Annotated in this window: 20 protein-coding genes; 9 read left to right on the top strand and 11 right to left on the bottom strand. The window is 52.0% G+C overall.

Features of this window, described 5'->3' with window-relative positions; all coding sequences use genetic code 11:
- Positions 1–25: 25 nt before the first annotated feature.
- A complete protein-coding gene (gene psiE, locus OGV89_RS00510; RefSeq protein ID WP_003031674.1) occupies positions 26–436 on the bottom strand; it encodes a phosphate-starvation-inducible protein PsiE in 411 nt (136 codons plus the stop codon).
- 138 nt (positions 437–574) lie between these two features.
- On the opposite strand from psiE, the gene OGV89_RS00515 reads away from it, so the two are divergent.
- Positions 575–1,027 carry an acyltransferase gene (locus tag OGV89_RS00515; RefSeq protein WP_060854504.1) on the top strand — a complete coding sequence of 151 codons (453 nt, stop codon included), beginning with the start codon at positions 575–577 and terminating at the stop codon, positions 1,025–1,027.
- Positions 1,028–1,124: 97 nt separating this feature from the next.
- On the opposite strand, the gene OGV89_RS00520 is transcribed toward OGV89_RS00515, so the two are convergent.
- The 5 genes from OGV89_RS00520 to pgi form a co-directional block, all read right to left on the bottom strand.
- Positions 1,125–3,221 carry a YjbH domain-containing protein gene (locus tag OGV89_RS00520; RefSeq protein WP_286557980.1) on the bottom strand — a complete coding sequence of 699 codons (2,097 nt, stop codon included), beginning with the start codon at positions 3,219–3,221 and terminating at the stop codon, positions 1,125–1,127.
- Entirely contained in the window at positions 3,221–3,958 is a 738-nt protein-coding gene (locus OGV89_RS00525; protein WP_286557982.1) for a capsule biosynthesis GfcC family protein, read from the bottom strand. The genes OGV89_RS00520 and OGV89_RS00525 overlap by 1 nt, the downstream gene beginning before the upstream one ends.
- Positions 3,955–4,593, bottom strand: coding sequence for a YjbF family lipoprotein (locus tag OGV89_RS00530; RefSeq protein WP_286557984.1), 639 nt, complete (start codon positions 4,591–4,593; stop codon positions 3,955–3,957). The genes OGV89_RS00525 and OGV89_RS00530 overlap by 4 nt, the downstream gene beginning before the upstream one ends.
- Positions 4,594–4,712: 119 nt before the next feature.
- Entirely contained in the window at positions 4,713–4,955 is a 243-nt protein-coding gene (gene yjbE, locus OGV89_RS00535; protein WP_003826562.1) for an exopolysaccharide production protein YjbE, read from the bottom strand.
- A gap of 419 nt (positions 4,956–5,374) precedes the next feature.
- On the bottom strand, positions 5,375–7,024 hold the full coding sequence (gene pgi, locus OGV89_RS00540; RefSeq protein WP_071698548.1) for a glucose-6-phosphate isomerase: 1,650 nt from the start codon (positions 7,022–7,024) through the stop codon (positions 5,375–5,377).
- A 314-nt stretch (positions 7,025–7,338) separates the two neighbouring features.
- Between pgi and lysC the strand changes: the two genes are divergently transcribed.
- The gene (gene lysC / locus OGV89_RS00545) at positions 7,339–8,688 is read left to right on the top strand and encodes a lysine-sensitive aspartokinase 3 (protein WP_003031667.1); all 1,350 of its coding nucleotides are present in this window, start codon (positions 7,339–7,341) and stop codon (positions 8,686–8,688) included.
- Positions 8,689–8,730: 42 nt separating this feature from the next.
- Here the strand turns inward: lysC and OGV89_RS00550 are convergent, their stop codons facing one another.
- Together OGV89_RS00550 and OGV89_RS00555 are read right to left on the bottom strand one after the other, a co-directional pair.
- The gene (locus OGV89_RS00550) at positions 8,731–9,516 is read right to left on the bottom strand and encodes a nucleotidyltransferase domain-containing protein (protein WP_286557986.1); all 786 of its coding nucleotides are present in this window, start codon (positions 9,514–9,516) and stop codon (positions 8,731–8,733) included.
- A gap of 5 nt (positions 9,517–9,521) precedes the next feature.
- A complete protein-coding gene (locus OGV89_RS00555) occupies positions 9,522–10,649 on the bottom strand; it encodes a slipin family protein (protein WP_181825842.1) in 1,128 nt (375 codons plus the stop codon).
- Between the two features lie 448 nt (positions 10,650–11,097).
- On the opposite strand from OGV89_RS00555, the gene rtcR reads away from it, so the two are divergent.
- A complete protein-coding gene (rtcR, locus tag OGV89_RS00560) occupies positions 11,098–12,684 on the top strand; it encodes an RNA repair transcriptional activator RtcR (protein WP_134216364.1) in 1,587 nt (528 codons plus the stop codon).
- Between the two features lie 20 nt (positions 12,685–12,704).
- On the opposite strand, the gene OGV89_RS00565 is transcribed toward rtcR, so the two are convergent.
- Together OGV89_RS00565 and OGV89_RS00570 are read right to left on the bottom strand one after the other, a co-directional pair.
- Positions 12,705–13,043 carry a helix-turn-helix domain-containing protein gene (locus OGV89_RS00565; protein ID WP_003841397.1) on the bottom strand — a complete coding sequence of 113 codons (339 nt, stop codon included), beginning with the start codon at positions 13,041–13,043 and terminating at the stop codon, positions 12,705–12,707.
- Positions 13,040–13,396 carry a type II toxin-antitoxin system RelE/ParE family toxin gene (locus OGV89_RS00570; protein ID WP_016149391.1) on the bottom strand — a complete coding sequence of 119 codons (357 nt, stop codon included), beginning with the start codon at positions 13,394–13,396 and terminating at the stop codon, positions 13,040–13,042. The genes OGV89_RS00565 and OGV89_RS00570 overlap by 4 nt, the downstream gene beginning before the upstream one ends.
- A 192-nt stretch (positions 13,397–13,588) precedes the next feature.
- Here OGV89_RS00570 and OGV89_RS00575 point away from each other — a divergent pair, with 192 nt between their 5' ends.
- A complete protein-coding gene (locus OGV89_RS00575) occupies positions 13,589–13,861 on the top strand; it encodes a YjbD family protein (RefSeq protein WP_003826541.1) in 273 nt (90 codons plus the stop codon).
- Here OGV89_RS00575 and rluF read toward each other — a convergent pair.
- The gene (gene rluF / locus OGV89_RS00580) at positions 13,858–14,733 is read right to left on the bottom strand and encodes a 23S rRNA pseudouridine(2604) synthase RluF (protein WP_148374215.1); all 876 of its coding nucleotides are present in this window, start codon (positions 14,731–14,733) and stop codon (positions 13,858–13,860) included. The two genes, OGV89_RS00575 and rluF, sit on opposite strands and share 4 nt — an antisense overlap.
- A 469-nt stretch (positions 14,734–15,202) precedes the next feature.
- Here rluF and OGV89_RS00585 point away from each other — a divergent pair, with 469 nt between their 5' ends.
- From OGV89_RS00585 to OGV89_RS00605, 5 genes are all read left to right on the top strand, one after another.
- Positions 15,203–16,156 carry a sugar-binding transcriptional regulator gene (locus OGV89_RS00585; protein ID WP_003844696.1) on the top strand — a complete coding sequence of 318 codons (954 nt, stop codon included), beginning with the start codon at positions 15,203–15,205 and terminating at the stop codon, positions 16,154–16,156.
- A 70-nt stretch (positions 16,157–16,226) separates the two neighbouring features.
- On the top strand, positions 16,227–17,033 hold the full coding sequence (locus tag OGV89_RS00590) for an SDR family oxidoreductase (protein ID WP_003031649.1): 807 nt from the start codon (positions 16,227–16,229) through the stop codon (positions 17,031–17,033).
- 9 nt (positions 17,034–17,042) lie between these two features.
- Entirely contained in the window at positions 17,043–17,450 is a 408-nt protein-coding gene (locus tag OGV89_RS00595) for a mannose/fructose/sorbose PTS transporter subunit IIA (RefSeq protein WP_003844694.1), read from the top strand.
- Positions 17,450–17,944: a PTS sugar transporter subunit IIB gene (locus OGV89_RS00600; RefSeq protein WP_003844693.1), complete on the top strand. Its 495-nt coding sequence runs from the start codon at positions 17,450–17,452 to the stop codon at positions 17,942–17,944. Before OGV89_RS00595 ends, OGV89_RS00600 begins: the two co-directional genes overlap by 1 nt.
- Before the next feature lie 65 nt (positions 17,945–18,009).
- On the top strand, positions 18,010–18,807 hold the full coding sequence (locus tag OGV89_RS00605; RefSeq protein ID WP_003841402.1) for a PTS mannose/fructose/sorbose transporter subunit IIC: 798 nt from the start codon (positions 18,010–18,012) through the stop codon (positions 18,805–18,807).
- Positions 18,808–18,817: the final 10 nt, after the last annotated feature.

Below are 18,817 nucleotides of genomic sequence, written 5' to 3' on the forward strand. Positions count from 1 at the left end.
CAGCCCGATTGCGGCGTGTTGTCTTTTACTCTCGCTTCAGCCGTTTGGAATTACACAGCCACAGGGTGATCACCAGCAGCAGGATCGCTGCAGAATAGATCAGCACATCCATCGGCGCTTTATGATCGACAATGATCAACCGCACAATCGCAGTGATCCCGATATAGACAAAGTAGCGCAACGGAAAGTGAAACCCTGACTGAAAGTACTTCACAATCAACGCGATAAATTCAAAGTAGAGGAAGTAAACCACCAGCCCTTCCACCAGCTCATACTTGCTGGTTTGTTCCGGCGCGAACAGCACGTCCGCCAGATGCAGCGTTTCTTTCCCGAGGAATACAACCAGGATCAGGCCCAGACTCAGCAGTCCCAGATTCAACACGGTCTGTAAAATAGTGGAGATAAACTCCACGCGCGGACGAGATAGCGACGTCATAACAGCACCTCTTACTCAGTGGCGAGGTTCCTGTATAACGCAAAAATGTGACAGAGATCTACATTTTTTGTTTATATTTTGTGCAAGAAAGGTCAACGGAGAATGATGAATGCCACGATACATTTCACAGGATGAATTATGCAGCTAAGACAATCTGCTATCCGCAACGTTACCTGCGGTGAGAACGTGGTGATTTATGAACCCGCCAATCTCTACGATTGCATATTGGGAGACAACGTTTTTGTCGGACCATTCGTTGAAATCCAGGGCAACACGCAGATTGGCGCAGACAGCAAAATTCAGTCGCACACCTTCATCTGCGAATATGTCACCCTCGGCGCCCGCTGTTTTATCGGGCATGGCGTGATGTTCGCCAACGATATGTTCCGCGAAGGAAAACCCAACGCCGACCGCAACAGTTGGGGAAGAATTACGATTGGCAACGATGTTTCGATCGGCAGCGGGGCGACCATTCTGGCGGTCACTGTCTGCGATGGCGCGGTCATCGGCGCAGGAAGCGTAGTGACCAAATCGATCACCGAGAAAGGCGTGTACGCGGGAAATCCAGCAAAATTATTGCGTCGCCTGTAACATCCCTGATGACGGCGTAAATACCTTATCCGGCCTGCAATACAGGCACTTTGTAGGCCGGATAAGCGTAGCGCCATCCGGCTGGCAAACGGCTCGATTACCGAAAATTCACGCTGCGATCGCTGGTCATATCGTACAGACCAAACTTACGCCCAAGCTGCTGACCGCCATCACGCGTTAACGGCGTCCAGCCAATCGCCGCACGGCTGCGGGTTGGGCCTGACGAGAACAGATCCAGCGGCACGGAAACGTACACCCCTTTAGTAAAATCACCCTCGCCATACTCATCCGGCGAGGCGTTAGTGATAGTCGCATAACCACCCACCACGACACCGCTGTCGAAGCGTTTGGCGATCTCCAACGTTCCGCCCTTATCCCCGGCCAGATACTGACCCACGCTGGCTTTCACCAGCACATCCTGGGCGAAAGAAGGATTCCAGTACGCGGTCAAATGCCCGGTCTTCACGCTGTAGTCGGTGAATTTCATCATGTCCTGCGCGCTACGCCAGTCACGCTGTTTCACGTAGTTGGCATCAACACCAAACGCCCAGTTGCTGTCCAGCGGGCGATACAGCACTTCTGCCCCCGCCCCGCCGTACATGGTCTCCAGATAGCCGCCGTAAACCTGTCCGTAAAAGCCGTTGCCGAGTGACTGGAAGTAGTTGGCCTGCAGGTTATTCACGTAAACATCGTTTTGCACGTAGTCACGTACATGGGTGCGCACACGCGGCAAATGCGAATCCTGCGGCGGGTTGGTGTAGTTAAACTTGTCATAGTTATTGGCGAGGTTGGCGAACAAACTCCCGGTGGTCAGCAGATGATCGGTCACCCACCAATCCGCCGTACCCATCACGCCCAACTGATACATATAGAAATTTTCCGGACCACCCACCGACTGGTTTAGCACCGGATCGATATGGAAATCGAAGCGTGACTTATCGATATACCAGCCCTGCTCGGTCGTTTTCGGCACCACGGGCTCCACGCGTTTTTGCGCCAGCTGAGTCTCATGGCCCAACGGCTCGCCTTCCAGATGGCGCTTGAGGCTGGAAACCTCTGTTTCGGTCGTCACCTGCGGCAAGTTAAGGCGATTTTCCGTAATACGGATCGTGCGGATCCCGTCAGGAAGATCGTTCATCACGATCCGGTTGGCACGCTCGATCCCCTCGCGCGAATCACGGTATTTCACCTGTTCGCCTGTTACATACAGCGTATCGCCCTGCACCTGGATTTTAGGATCCGCCAGCCCGGCATTGTATTTCAGCAGCGTTAGCTGATTCGCCACTACCGAATGTTGCAGGATCGCATCCTGCGGCTGCGGCTGATACTTCGGACGGGCGTTATCGTTATAGTTTGGTCGCAGATCGTTAAAGTTAGTCCGCAGCGTGACCCCAAACATAAAGGTGTTGCCGCGCTCATAGCTGAGGTTAACGTCGGCCCAATCGGTGACGCGATAAATAGCGCCGACGTTAAACTTGCTCTTCTGATCCAGCTTGCCCGCAAAATCCTGCTGGTAATTATTACCCTCATACTCCAGTTTCAGACGCAGCGGCTGCCAGGGTGTCTGATATTCCACGCCGCCAAACAGCGACGCCGGGCCGTGGAACATCTGGCTGCCGTCAATGGAACCCGCCTGCTTGTAACTGTTATCGCGATGACAGAATTTATCGCTGTATGAGCAAAACGGATTGCTGACGTTGCCGCTGGTCCCGAGGTATCCCCAGCCAAGACCGAGTGAGAAATCAAACGGTCCCCAGGCTTTGTTTGCCACAATATACTCCGCATCGAACAGGCCCGTTCCGCCAATATCGCGCGCACCTACCGCCACCTGCGGCATCCAGTAGCTCTCTTCCCACAGACGTAGTTTGAGATCAAAAGCTTTATCCTTGTATGTCTGATCGCCAGAAAAAGACTCGACGCTGCTGTATTTTTTAGTACGCACATCGGTGTAGCGCAGCGTGGTTTCCAGCCACGGGAACAGTTGTACCGACGCAGAGTAATAGCGGTACTGATCGTTATCGCGGTAGTTAAGGCTCATTTCGCCCTCACGCACCATGCGTGCGGTTGGGGTTTGCAGCAGCCCCACGCCGCCAAAATCGGACTGGGAAGGACCAATCGGCGCAGGATACGTTTCACCGTGACAGGCCGCACTGATACCCAGCGCCAACAGGCTGAGCAGATAAGTTTTTCTCATTATTCGGGTATCCGCTGGGTCAGGGTGCGAAGAATGTCGGCATTGATTTCATCCGGGGTGCTGCTCCAGACAGAGTCCGACAACCCGACAAAAATGATGCTGCCGGGCATCGGCTCAATGTGACGTTTGTTCCAGTAGGCGATCGGTACTTTTTGTGTGCGTCCGTTGGGATAGACAACCCAGGCGTAGCTACGATCCGCGCCGCTGAGCCGATGTTGCCCATCGAGATAGCTGGCAACATCACGTCCGGGTATAAAAGGCTGTTTACCCGGGTGGCTTAGCAGGCCAAACAGCGTGATATCTGTGGGCTGCGGTCCGACCCACAGTGTGTAATTGCCCTGCAACGGCGGGTTGCCTGGCTCACTGGTAAGCACTACATCTGGGTCGAGATTAATCGTCTGTCTACCGGTCACCTTCAGCGCCTGAATTTGCTGGCGTAATGCGTTGATAGCGCCAGCATCATCACCGCTTGCTTCAGCACTCAACGCCGCCAGACGAGCCAGTAATGCCTGCTGCTGACGTTGTGCCTCAGTTGTTGCCCGCTCTTCGCTGATAACCGCACCTGGCCACCAGCTATTGCTCAACCGCGGCTGTCCAACCAGGTCGAGCAGATGTTCAGCCCCGGTCAGCGTTTTTGCTTCTGTGCTACCTGCCGTAATCACTTTTACGCTGCCCGCAGCAAAAACAGATGCCGCGCACAGGCTGAATGTCAGCGCAGTAATCATTTGTTTCATCATGGTTTTGCCGCCTTAATCAGCGTGGTTTTCACCGGGAAGAAACCTGCGCCAAGATACTGTTCCGACTGGCGAATCTGCCCTTCACTGTCGATCCAGTAGCGGTTATGCCAGCTCGTTTGATCGGTGGAGACCTCTTCATCAAGGATCCGTACCGGCGTGTTATCGCTGCCGACTTTGATGGTGTCTGCGCCATCCCATGTGAAAACCGAGCGCGCGGTGGCATAGCGTACCTGCTGATGTTCAGTCCAGCCCATCGTGCGGGTCCACGTTGCGCCGTCGACTATCTGATTTGGCTTGATGAGCGGGTCTGCCACCAGATTATTCACCTCGATTAGGTTGTCCCCGCCAAGGTGCGTTTTCACAATGCGCCCATGCTGCGTGACGAGAATAGCCCGATCCTGAGTCACCCATTTCTGCTGTCCGTTTTCTGCAAACGCGAGTACCACAAACAGTTGGGGACCGCCGTTGAGCTGCATGTACTGGCTGGCGTAAGGCATGTTTTGAATTTCATCGTCCGTCATCTGTACGCCGGGAGTACCAAACACGCTATCCCACAGCGAATGACCCAGCCCTTCGGTAGTGGCTGAGCACGCCTGCAGCAGCAGGCAAACCATTATGATCGCTGGTCGCTTCACGACGTTTCTCCGCATTATTGCCGGGTGGCGCGACGCTTACCCGGCCTACAAATCCCACAGACTTTTGGCAATTCCAAAATAACCACACCGAAGTGTGGTTAGAATTAAACGTACCTTTATTACTGGGTACTGGTGGTTGTGGTAGTTGTGGTTCCGGTATTAGAACCATCGCCGCCGCCGGTCGCCGCCAGGGCAACCCCCACCGCAGAACTTACGGTGCTCACGCTGGTTGCGGAGGAACTTCCTGCCGAAACCGACGCAGCAGCCGACCCTGCAGCCTCACCCACCTGAACGGGGGCGGCATAGACAGAGGTCGCCGCAAGCGCAGATATAGCCCAAAGGCCATACAGAACTTTTTTCATCACAAATTCCCTTCATTGTATGAATGGAGATTTACCCAAAAGAATTTCGGGCGAGATCGAGTATACACAAGCGAAGTATGCAAATTAGGTCGAGAGGGAATTTAGGACAATTAGATAACGAGAGAAAAAATGATTAACAGCAAATAATAAAAAACAAATTAATTCAAATAGTTAAAATATAATAGTAAAAACACAATATCCGGTAAATCTGAAAATATCAGAAACAGGGTAACGTTGAATAAATTATTTTAGGATTAAGCTCAATTAAAGGGTGAAGTAAAAACGTAGATATCCTGGAGTAATCTTATAAAAAGCCGATATTAATATCGGCTTTTTTATTTCATTAATGTCGGATGGCGGCGAAACGCCTTATCCGGCCTACAGGATATGTGCCTGTAGGCCGGATAAGCGCAGCGCCATCAGGCGCGCCAGGCTTTGTAACGGTTAATCAACCCATTAGTAGAAACATCATGGGAAGAAACAGTTTTATCATCGTTCAGCTCTGGCAGAATGCGGTTCGCCAGCTGTTTGCCCAGCTCAACGCCCCACTGGTCAAAGGTGAAGATGTTCAGGATCGCGCCCTGAGTGAAGATTTTGTGTTCGTACAGCGCAATCAGCGCACCCAGGCTAAACGGCGTGATTTCGCGCAGCAGGATGGAGTTCGTTGGACGGTTACCTTCAAACACTTTGAACGGCACAACGTGGTCAAGCGTAGCCGGATCTTTACCCTGGTCGCGATATTCCTGCTCAACCACTTCACGAGATTTACCAAAAGCCAGCGCTTCGGTTTGCGCGAAGAAGTTAGACAGCAGTTTCGGATGGTGATCCGACAGCGGGTTGTGGGTGATTGCCGGCGCGATGAAATCGCACGGCACCATTTTGGTCCCCTGGTGGATCAGCTGGTAGAACGCATGCTGGCCGTTAGTACCCGGCTCACCCCAGATGATTGGGCCAGTCTGGTAATCCACCGCATTGCCGTTACGGTCAACGTATTTACCGTTGGATTCCATGTTGCCCTGCTGGAAGTAGGCCGCGAAACGGTGCATATACTGGTCATACGGCAGAATCGCTTCGGTTTCGGCACCGAAGAAGTTGTTGTACCAGATACCGATCAGCGCCAGCAGCACCGGCAGGTTTTTCTCAGCCGGGGTGGTGGAAAAGTGTTTGTCCATCGCATGCGCGCCGGAGAGCAGCTCAACAAAGTTGTCGAAGCCTACGGACAGGATGATGGACAGACCGATTGCAGACCACAGGGAGTAACGACCGCCAACCCAGTCCCAGAACTCGAACATATTGGCAGTATCAATACCAAACTCGCCAACCGCTTTACCGTTAGTGGAAAGCGCTGCGAAGTGTTTGGCTACGTGCTTGTTGTCGCCAGCGGTCGCCAGGAACCAGTCGCGCGCGCTGTGGGCGTTGGTCATGGTTTCCTGGGTGGTGAAGGTTTTGGAAGCGACCAGGAACAGCGTGGTTTCCGGGTTCACTTTTTTCAGCACTTCGGCAATGTGCGTACCATCGACGTTAGACACAAAGTGCATGTTCAGGTGATTTTTATACGGACGCAGCGCTTCGGTCACCATGAACGGGCCAAGGTCAGAACCGCCGATACCGATGTTTACTACATCAGTGATGGCTTTGCCGGTATAGCCTTTCCAGCTCCCGGAGATGATCGCTTCAGAGAAAGATTTCATCTTCTCCAGTACCGCATTCACTTCCGGCATCACATCTTTGCCGTCAACGATGATCGGCGTATTGCTACGGTTACGCAGCGCCACGTGCAGCACGGCACGGTCTTCAGTACGGTTGATTTTCTCACCGGAGAACATGGACTTGATGGCACCCGCCAAATCGGTTTCTTTCGCCAGATCCTGCAGTTTAGCCAGCGTCTCTTCAGTGATGCGGTTTTTGGAGAAATCCACCAGCATCAGATCGTCAAACGTCGCGGAAAACTTAGTGAAACGATCGCTATCTTTCGCGAAAAGATCCGCGATAGTAACGTCTTTCATTTCTTCAAAGTGTTTTTGTAGTGCCTGCCAGGCTGAGGTCTGCGTTGGATTGATGTTTTTCATTAGCAATACTCTTCTGATTTTGAGAATTGTGACTGAGATCGATTGTAACGCCAGTCACAGAAAAGTGTGATTGTTTTAATGCCATTGCCAGGGCATCCGCCAAACGTGGCTAAAAAGTATAGCGGTTATCAGCGTTGTTATTAGTACCGTTACTCAACGCAGTTGCAGCATGAAAAATCCGCATAATCCCAGCGTTGACAGTGCAAGCTACACATTTTATTTATAAATACGGTATTTGCATTTGCGCCTGCACCGGTTTTCGTTCTGCCTTATGTGCCATGGTCGCTCTATTCATTCCCTGACACGAGGTAGTTATGACTGATGTAGTTGTCTCCAAGTTTGGTGGTACCAGCGTGGCGGATTTTGATGCCATGAATCGCAGCGCTGATGTAGTGCTTTCTGATGCTAACGTCCGTGTGGTGGTACTTTCCGCTTCTGCGGGAATCACCAACCTGCTGGTCGCACTGGCTGAAGGGCTGGAGCCAACCGCGCGCTTCGAAAAACTCGATGCCATTCGTCAAATTCAGTTCAATATTCTGGAACGCCTGCGTTATCCAAACGTGATCCGTGAAGAGATCGAACGTCTGCTGGAAAACATCACCACACTGGCAGAAGCGGCGTCACTGGCGACCTCAACCGCGCTGACCGACGAACTGGTCAGCCACGGTGAACTGATGTCTACCCTGCTGTTCGTCGAGATCCTGCGTGAACGCAACGTGCAAGCGCAGTGGTTTGACGTGCGTAAAGTGATGCGCACTAACGATCGTTTTGGTCGTGCAGAACCCGACGTCACGGCGCTGGCTGAACTGGCAACGCTCCAGTTGGCCCCGCGTCTGAGCGAAGGTCTGGTGATTACTCAGGGCTTTATCGGCAGTGAAGGCAAGGGCCGCACCACCACGCTGGGACGTGGCGGCAGCGATTATACCGCCGCCTTACTGGCAGAAGCCCTACACGCAACGCGCGTTGATATCTGGACCGACGTTCCCGGCATTTACACGACCGATCCGCGCGTGGTTCCGGCTGCGCAGCGTATTGATGAAATTGCCTTTGAAGAGGCCGCGGAAATGGCGACCTTTGGCGCGAAAGTACTGCATCCGGCAACCCTGTTGCCAGCCGTACGTAGCGATATTCCGGTGTTTGTGGGCTCCAGTAAGGATCCAAAAGCAGGCGGTACGCTGGTATGTAATAAAACCGCGAATCCACCGCTGTTCCGGGCGCTGGCATTACGCCGTAAGCAGACGCTGCTGACACTGCATAGCCTGAATATGCTGCACTCTCGCGGCTTTTTAGCGGAAGTTTTCGGCATCCTGGCGCGCCACAATATCTCGGTCGATTTAATTACCACATCCGAAGTCAGCGTCGCGCTGACGCTGGATACCACCGGTTCAACGTCCACCGGCGATACACTGTTAACACAGTCTCTGCTGATGGAACTGTCTGCCCTGTGTCGGGTTGAAGTGGAAGAAGGCCTGGCGCTGGTGGCGTTGATTGGCAATGACCTGTCCAAAGCCTGTGGCGTGGGTAAAGAGGTGTTCGGCGTACTGGAGCCGTTCAACATTCGAATGATTTGCTACGGCGCGTCCAGCCATAACCTGTGCTTCCTGGTACCCGGTACTGAAGCGGAGCAGGTTGTACAGAAGCTACACCATAACTTGTTTGAATAAATAGACGTCAGCGCCCGATGGTTCTTAGGCCATCGGGCATTTTCACCGCATCACCGTTTCATATAACAATCTGTCCAGCTCCCTGACATCGCCTTCCCGGCAATCCGGTAACGCCGGTGGAATCTCTCCTCTTTCCAGCTCGGCGCGGATAAACGCATGCAACAGTGGACGGCGCGGGCCGTATTCCGCTTCACCCGCACACTGCTTGCGCTCCAACAGCTCATCAATTTCATGACGCAATGGCGCATCCAGTTCACTTCCCGCCAGCAGCTCGGCAAAACGCATCGGCGGTACGCCCTTGCCTGCTTCCACCCAACGCACCGCCAACAGGGGTCGCAGAACGTAGAAGTACTTCTTCAATCGCACGTCGTCACCCTGCAAATAACCACGGAAGTTTTTCCGCGCCATCGAGTAGTAGTGCCAGCGGGCACGTAGCGGAGAAAACCATTTGGGCACCAGCGCTTTCAGCGCCGAAACGGTCACGTCATCCTGCTGATAGACCACCGGCGAATCCAGCCACTCGATAAGCGTCGGGTTTGCGCCTTTGAGTAACCCCAGCGCCTTACGCCATTCCCAGCCGCACACGTCCAGCTCATCATCTATCGGCAGCTCGATAACATCGCGTGGTGCTTCGACCCGCATATACCATTCAGGGGGATGAACATAGAGAAATCGCACGTCGTAGTCGCTGTCCGGCGAGGCAAATCCCCAGCCACGGCTGCCGGATTCACAGGCATACAGCACCCTGACGCCATAACGCTGCTCAACCTCTTTTAGCTGGCGCAATACCCTTGCACGCATTGCGCCGTCCACTGTGTTGTAGCTCATTATTCTTATCCTTTTATGTTCACAAGGCCGTGCAACACCTGATCCAGGCCCCCGAACACCGAGATTTTATCGATACGCTCAGCAACTCTTTCGAGGGTTTCCAGTTCTTTTAAGCGCAGCGCTACCGGGTTGTTTTCCATCACTTTTGCCGTATTTAACAGCGATCGCGTGGCGGCCGTCTCTTCACGACGTCGGATCACGTTGGCCTGGGCGGATTTTTCCGCTTCAACCAGTTGCGATAAAATAGCCTTCATATCGCCGGGCAGGACAATATCCTTCACCCCCAGTGAAGCCACCTCAATACCAAACGGCGTCATACGGGCTTTCACCTGCGCGCTCACCACTTCATCGATCACCTGCTTATCTTCCAGCAATTCGTCCAGCGTGCGCGTTCCCACCGCTTCACGCAGCGCAAACTGCAATTCACGGTAAAGGTGATCCAGCGGTTTAGTCAGTTGACCAAATGCCAGCAACACATCGCTATAACGCCAGTTCGCCGCCAGGTTTAAACGCAGGTTGACCTTATCTTTGGTCAGTATCTCCTGGCCGCCAACCTCCAGCACCTGCAAACGGGTATCCACCACTTCCGCTTCAATCAGATGGTTTACCTTCCAGTATGCTGTTAACCCCGGCAGCAACAGCGCCTGAGTTTCACCATCAATTTTCAGTACACCGACGTGCCACGCCGGGACCTGCACCGTTAAGATAGCTTCGCGACCTTTCACCGCACCGCTGCGACGTGGCTGTAATACTGCGTTCATCACGTCAACAGGAACCAAAACCTGACGTGTATCCATCCGCACCAGCTTCAGCGCTTCATCGGCCTGCCAGTACAGACGGCGCGTTGCCGGTGGCAGGATCTCCTGCAAAACGCCGTTGATATACAGCGCCGCGGCTTCGGTATCCGTTGTATCCGCGACCAGGCAGAAACGCGCCACCCACTCGGGCTGAAAGCGGCGTAAATACTCCGCTAATGCCTGCGGTACTTCGCCGCCATCCCTGTTGACGATCAGCACTTCCGGGGTGTTAAACCACGGTAAACGATGCTGACCCGCTTCCAACACCTGATAGTAATCACCCTCGCGGGATAAAAGACCTAACTGCGCTTTTTGGATAGTGATTTTCTTAGCCATTTTATATTCCTTAATATCGTTCAGGCGCGGGTGCAGGGGCGAAGCGGCAGGGGAATTCCCTTTTGCCTGCCGCACGGCATCTTTACCGGCAGCCTGTTCTGGAGCGTGCTAACTGCGCATCACTCCGCTTTATTTCTATGATTAACAACCAGTTTTCATTCGGGGATGAAATTGGGAATCGAACCCACTGTGTGTCATCGGCTGACGGAACACTCCCGGAAAACAGCCTGTGCCGTTCCTGACGTGCCGGCGGGGTTTAACCCCCTGCGCTTTCAGCGTGATTGACGCAAGTGTTATTGCCAGAAGCGTGCCAGGAATTAAAACAAGCATATTTAATTTTTAATTAATTGATTTTTATGATTTTAATTATTAACACCAATAATGGTGGTTGTCTCAACGGGTTAATTTTTTTATCTTTTATTCTCTTATTTATCTTTTCGGATAAACCATGAAGAAGCGACGGGTAGTGATTGGCGTACTGGGAACGGTGCTCGATAAGCGCGGCAAGCGGGCCAATCGGTTTAAGAAGTGGCGACCCACGGTTGGGCTATGCCAACAACCCGATTTCCCTGTCGACAGGCTGGAACTCCTCCACCAGCCACGCGATGAGAGCATGGCGCAAAGGTTGATTGAAGACGTCGCGCTGCTTTCGCCGCACACCCATGTTCGCCCGCATGCCGTCACCATTAACGATCCGTGGGACTTTGAAGAGGTCTACGCCGCGTTTCTCGACTTTGCCACGCATTATGAATTTGATACGGAAAACGAAGAGTATCTGGTGCACATCACCACCGGCACTCACGTGGCACAAATCTGCTGGTTTTTGCTGACAGAAGCGCGCTACCTGCCCGCCAGCCTGCTGCAAACCGGCCCCGCGCCACGCGGTTCATCAGATGAGGCCATCGCCGCTGGCGTCTGCTCGGTTATCGATCTCGATTTAAGCCGCTACGCCACGCTCACCAGTCGTTTTCAGCGCGAACAGCAGCAGTCGGTCTCTTTTCTGAAAGCCGGGATTGATACGCACAACGCCACCTTCAATAAACTGATCGACCGCATTGAGCGGGTCGCTCTGCGTTCGACCGACCCGATCCTGCTCACCGGCCCTACCGGCGCGGGTAAATCCTTCCTGGCGAAACGTATTTTTCAGCTACGCCAGTCGCGGCATCTGGTGGCAGGAAAACTGGTTGCCGTCAACTGCGCAACCCTGCGCGGCGACAATGCGATGTCCACGCTGTTTGGTCATGTGAAGGGGGCGTTTACCGGTGCGCTCACGGCGCGTAGCGGATTACTGCGAGAGGCCGATGGCGGCGTGCTGTTTCTCGATGAGATCGCCGAATTAGGGCTGGACGAGCAGGCCATGCTACTCAAAGCAATTGAAGAAAAAACCTTTTTCCCGTTTGGGTCAGACAAAGAAGTACGCAGCGATTTTCAGCTGATTGCCGGCACCCATCGCGACATGCGGCAATGGGTCGCTGAAGGCCGTTTTCGCGAGGATCTCTACGCGCGTATCAACATGTGGTGCTTCGCCCTGCCCGGTCTGGCGCAGCGGCGGGAAGATATCGCGCCGAACGTCGAGTATGAGCTGCAACGTTTCTCCAACAGCAAACAGACGCAAATCCGTTTCGATAAAGAAGCCCGCGCTTCCTATCTGGCATTTGCCTGCTCCCCACAGGCGCAATGGCGCGGCAACTTTCGCGAACTCAGTTCATCCATCGCGCGCATGGCGACGCTTGCCGAACAAGGTCGCATCACCTTATCCCTTGTCGAAGAAGAGATTGCGCTGCTAAAGGAGAGTTGGCAGATAGCAACTCCGCAGCCTGAACTGAATATGGACATTGACCTGTTCGATCGCCGCCAGTTAGAAACGGTACTGGAAGTGTGCCGCCGCTGCGCGTCGCTGTCGGAAGCCGGACGCGAACTGTTTGCCGTCTCACGGCAGAAAAAAGCCAATCCTAACGATGCAGACCGCCTGCGCAAATATCTCGCTCGTTTCGGGCTAAGCTGGGAAAGCGCTCACAGCGATCAGATACAATGAAACAATATCTAGATCTAATATTACCCAATCTGAACTGTTACTGGTTTTCCTAACTTCACCAGCATCATGACCAGCGCATCAAGAGTAAATTTGTTGGTTTTCTGATTAACAACATCTGAAACACGGGGCCGGGAAATATTCAGTTTCACAGCAGCTTCCGCTTGTTTCAGATGGTTTTCATGAATCCATCCGGAAATTTCTTGCATCAACTGCTGCTTCAGGAGAATGAGTTGTTCGACCTCGCATTCAGCATCATGCTTTAAGCTCTTCGCTTCCGCTTCTGCAAACCCCAGTTCGGCAAAAATATTGACATCCGGAGAGGTTACATGGCGAACCTTATTATCAACGGTATTGTTCATTTCTGATTCCTGTCTTCTTGCAAAGCCGTTCGATATCTAACTTTAGCAATGTGTTTATCGTGCTCAGAAGTACGTTTTGTCTTTTTATTGAAGCAATGCAGTACATAGACTGCGTTAGCATAGCGAGCAATGTAGATGATTCGGTATGCGCCAGATTCATACCTGAGCCTTACCTCCTCAACACCGCGACCTATCTCTGGCATCGGCTTCCAGTCAGCAGCTTCTAATCCCGCCTGTAAACGATGTAACTGAAAACCAGCGGTTTTACGTATATCTTCAGGAAAGCTTCGTAAATCATCAAATGAACTGCCAATCCAGACAATGGGCTTTAAGGCTCGCCTTATTGAAAGCATAACACATCCTTGTATAAAATTTTATACAAGCAATAAAATGTTGTAACCCACACGTTTTCCTGTCATTACGCTAAATCAGAATAGAAATTCCGTCACTTCAACAAGCTATATTTTGCGAGGCTCTTTCAGGATTAGTTTTATTCTGCACGAATTACCGTACACTGAGGATATCGGCTAACAGAGGGCACCCGTATGGCACTCCCCCGCATTACCCAAAAAGAGATGACCGAGCGCGAACAGCGTGAACTGAAAACGCTGCTCGACCGCGCGCGCATTGCGCATGGCCGGCTGCTGACCAACGCAGAGACCAACAGCATCAAGAAAGAGTACATCGATAAACTGATGGCCTTGCGCGAAGCGGAAGCGAAAAAAGCCCGCCAGTTAAAGAAAAAGCAGGCTTATAAACCGGATGCGGAAGCATCGTTTTCCTGGTCAGCGAATACGCCAACGCGCGGCAGACGTTAACGTCCTTTCTTCTTACGCCCCGGCGAGGTAAAGCGTTTACCGTTTGCTGCCGGGCGTGATTTCTCTTTCTCCGCAGATTTTTCGATTTTCACTACCGGGCGCTTAATGCCTGCGGTTTTTGGCTTCGCTTTCGCCTTCGGTTTAGCTTCTGATGATGAATTCTCAATCAGCTTGAACAGATCGATCAGTTCGTCATCCGTCAGGTCACGCCATTCACCCAGTGGCAAGCCGGACAAACTCACGTTCATGATGCGTGTGCGCTCAAGCTTGGTAACTTCATAGCCAAAGTGTTCGCACATACGACGGATCTGACGGTTCAGCCCCTGAATCAGCGTGATGCGAAACACAAACGGCGCTTCTTTCTTCACCTTACATTTCTTGGTGACGGTACCGAGGATTGGCACACCAGCCCCCATACCACGGATAAAGTCATCAGTGACCGGCTTATCTACCGTCACCAGATACTCTTTTTCGTGATCGTTACCGGCACGCAGGATTTTATTCACCAGGTCGCCGTGGTTGGTCAGAAAGATAAGTCCCTGAGAATCTTTGTCCAGGCGGCCAATGGGAAATACGCGCTTGCTGTGATTCACGAAATCAACAATGTTGTCGCGTTCGCTGTCTTCGGTGGTGCTGACAATTCCTACCGGCTTGTTCAGCGCGATAAAAACCAGATCTTCCGCTTCACGCGGCTCAATCAACCGACCATTCACTTTTACGACGTCGCCAGGCTTTACCTGATCGCCAATGGTGGCGCGTTTACCATTCAGGAAGACATTCCCTTGTTCGATAAAGCGATCCGCCTCGCGACGCGAGCAGATTCCGCTTTCACTGATGTATTTATTTAATCGGATGGATGAGTCGGGCAGCATAATTTCTCCTGTATACACTTCATCCTTCAAGCCGTCTCTGCGTTGGCTGCCCTCACTCACCCTGGTCACATAGTTATCTATGCTCCCAGGAATTCGTTCCCTTGCCGCCTTGATACAACTTGAATGCTTTTGTGTATTAAAAGCGAAATATACCCTACCTTGCGGACGATAAAAAATAATCGTGCTCGACTGCCCACGCGCTATTTGTGATCCGTCACACCTTTTGACACAAAAGTGTCAGCGATTCATCCCTGCAATTTTGTTGGGTGAAAACATGCAGAATCAATACATTAGAGAGACAAGCACATCTGTGCCGACAGTACGCCATCACCACATCAAATGTGCAACACAATCGGTCATTACAGGGCACTGAAATAAGTGAAAATAGCTTTGAGATGGAGAACAGTTGGGGTTATATCAGATCAAGAAGACAATTTCGTGATATGCACAAATGTGCAGGAGTCCAAAAATGGCGACGGAAAACAGCGATGATATCCGCCTAATCGTAAAGATAGCGCAGCTGTATTACGAACAGGATATGACACAAGCGCAAATCGCCCGCGAGCTGGGTATTTACCGCACCACGATCAGCCGTTTGCTAAAACGTGGACGCGAGCAGGGTATCGTCACCATCGCCATTAATTACGACTACAACGAAAATCTGTGGCTGGAACAGCAGCTAAAACAGAAATTTGGCCTGAAAGAAGCGGTGGTGGTCTCCTGCGACAGTGAACAGGAAGACGAACAACTCACCATGATGGGTGTGCACGGTGCACAGTTGCTGGAACGCTTACTGGAACCTGGGGACATTATCGGGTTCTCATGGGGCCGCGCGGTGCGGGGACTGGTGGAAGGGTTATCCCCTGCCAGCCAGTCGCGCCAGCTGATCTGCGTGCCGATTATCGGCGGACCGTCCGGCAAGCTTGAAAGTCGCTACCACGTCAATACGCTGACCTACGGCGCTGCGGCAAAGCTTAAAGGGGAATCACACCTGGCAGATTTCCCGGCACTGCTGGAAAACCCGCTGATCCGTAACGGGATCATGCAGTCACGACATTTTAAATCGATTTCCGCTTATTGGGATAATCTGGACATCGCGCTGGTTGGGATTGGATCTCCGGCAATACGTGATGGCGCCAACTGGCACGCTTTTTACGGCAGTGAAGAGAGTGATGACCTGCATGCTCGCCAGGTCGCCGGAGACATTTGCTCGCGCTTTTACGATATCAACGGTGCAACCGTAGAAACCAATATGAGTGAAAAGACGCTCTCCATCGAAACCAATAAATTAAAACAGACGCGTTATTCCATTGGCATTGCAATGGGTGAAGAAAAATACAGTGGGATATTAGGCGCATTACGTGGGAATTATATTAATTGTTTAGTCACCAACAGCCATACCGCTGAATTATTGTTGAAGTAAATAAATTCTAATTGGTCCTGCCATAATTAATTTTATGTGGGATCCCCTTATCTGAAATCGGGAGTTAATTATGCAAACGTGGTTAAACTTGCAGGGCAAAGTCATTATTGTTACCGGTGGTGCATCCGGTATTGGGTTAGCGATTGTTGAAGAGTTATTAGCGCAGGGCGCTAATGTGCAAATGGCGGATATTCACGGTGGTGACGGTAAATATGAAGGCCATAATGGATATCATTTCTGGCCGACAGATATTTCCAGCGCCAAAGAAGTTAATCATACCGTTACCGAAATTATCCACCGCTATGGGCGTATCGATGGTTTGGTGAATAACGCAGGCGTTAATTTTCCGCGGCTACTGGTCGATGAAAAAGCACCCGCCGGGCAATATGAACTCAACGAAGCCGCTTTTGAAAAAATGGTGAATATCAACCAAAAAGGTGTGTTCTTAATGTCGCAAGCAGCGGCACGCCAAATGGTAAAACAGCGTAATGGCGTGATTGTGAATGTCTCTTCAGAAAGCGGGCTGGAAGGTTCAGAGGGCCAAAGTTGCTATGCCGCCACCAAAGCCGCATTGAATAGCTTTACCCGTTCCTGGTCGAAAGAGTTGGGCAAACACGGCATTCGTGTGGTGGGCATTGCACCTGGCATTCTGGAAAAAACCGGACTGCGGACCCCCGAATATGAAGAAGCGCTGGCCTGGACTCGCAACATTACCGTCGAACAGCTGCGCGAGGGCTACACCAAGAACGCGATCCCAATTGGTCGCTCAGGGCGCTTAAGCGAAGTCGCTGATTTTGTTTGTTATCTTTTGTCTGAGCGCGCCAGTTACATAACCGGAGTAACCACTAACATTGCGGGCGGAAAAACGCGCGGCTAAGGAGGTTTTATGGTCAATGCAATCTTCTGCGCTCACGGCAAACTGGCCTGCGCCATGCTGGAATCGGTACAGATGGTCTACGGTGATGCCAACGTTGAAGCCGTGGCATTTGTCCCCGGAGAGAACGCCAGCGACATCGTGGAAAAGCTGAAAAAGTTAGTAAGTATTCACACTGGCGATGAATGGCTGATTGCCGTCGATTTGCAGTGTGGCAGTCCCTGGAATGCTGCCGCGACGCTGGCGTTGCACAATCCGGCGATACGGGTCATTAGCGGGTTATCACTGCCGTTGGCGCTGGAGCTGGTAGACAACCAAAGCAGTATGAATGTGGATGAACTGTGCGAACACCTGACGACCATTGCTCAACAAACCTGTGTCGTCTGGAAACATCTGGAAACGGCCGAAGAGGATTTCTGATGAACATTACCCTTGCTCGTATTGATGACCGTCTGATCCACGGTCAGGTCACCACCGTCTGGTCGAAGGTGGCGAATGCCCAACGGATTATTATCTGTAATGACGACGTTTATAACGATGAAGTACGTCGTACATTATTACGTCAGGCCGCCCCGCCGGGAATGAAAGTGAACGTTGTTAATATCGAAAAAGCGGTCGCAGTTTACCATAATCCGCAATACCAGAACGAAACCGTTTTTTATCTATTTACCCGCCCGCAGGATGCATTAGCAATGGTAAAACAAGGGGTAAAAATCACCACATTAAATATTGGCGGCATGGCCTGGCGACCAGGTAAAAAACAATTAACCAAAGCCGTTTCTTTAGATAATGACGATATTCATGCGTTTCGTGAGTTAGATAAACTGGGTGTCGCGCTGGATTTACGCGTCGTCGCATCCGATCCATCTATTAATATTCTCGAAAAAATAGAAGAACAATCGTTCGCTGAATAAATAAAAATGCCTGTGTACTTATGCTTTAACAGGCAGGGATGATCACATTCACAAGGTGACATATTATGGAAATAAGTACCCTACAAATTATCGCCATATTCCTATTTTCCTGTATTGCCGGGATGGGCAGCGTGCTGGATGAGTTCCAGACCCACCGTCCGCTAATTGCTTGTACCGTTATCGGCCTGATCCTCGGTGATTTAAAAACCGGGATTATGCTCGGCGGCACGCTGGAGTTAATCGCTCTTGGCTGGATGAACGTCGGCGCAGCGCAGTCTCCCGATTCGGCGCTCGCCAGTATTATCTCCGCCATTCTGGTTATCGTCGGTCAGCAAAGCATTGCTACCGGTATCGCCATCGCCCTGCCGGTGGCGGCGGCAGGCCAGGTACTGACGGTATTCGCCCGTACCATCACCGTGGTGTTCCAGCACGCGGCGGATAAAGCCGCCGAAGATGCCCGCTTTCGTACCATCGACATGCTGCACGTTTCCGCTCTCGGTGTACAGGCGCTGCGCGTTGCCATTCCTGCATTAATCGTCTCGCTGTTTGTCAGCGCCGATATGGTCAGCAATATGCTCAACGCCATTCCGGAATTCGTCACCCGCGGATTGCAGATTGCCGGTGGCTTTATCGTGGTGGTCGGCTACGCCATGGTGCTGCGCATGATGGGGGTGAAGTACCTGATGCCCTTCTTCTTCCTCGGGTTTATCGCTGGGGGTTATCTCGATTTGAGCCTGCTGGCTTTCGGTGGGGTTGGCGTGATTATCGCGCTGGTCTACATCCAGTTGAACCCACAGTGGCGTAAAGCCGAACCGCAGGCGCAACCCGCCTCTTCTCAAGCTATCGATCAGCTTGATGACTAATGGAGCCAGC

The sequence above is a fragment of the Citrobacter sp. Cf125 genome, from assembly GCF_030333935.1.
GTDB classification, from domain to species: Bacteria; Pseudomonadota; Gammaproteobacteria; order Enterobacterales; family Enterobacteriaceae; genus Citrobacter; species Citrobacter freundii.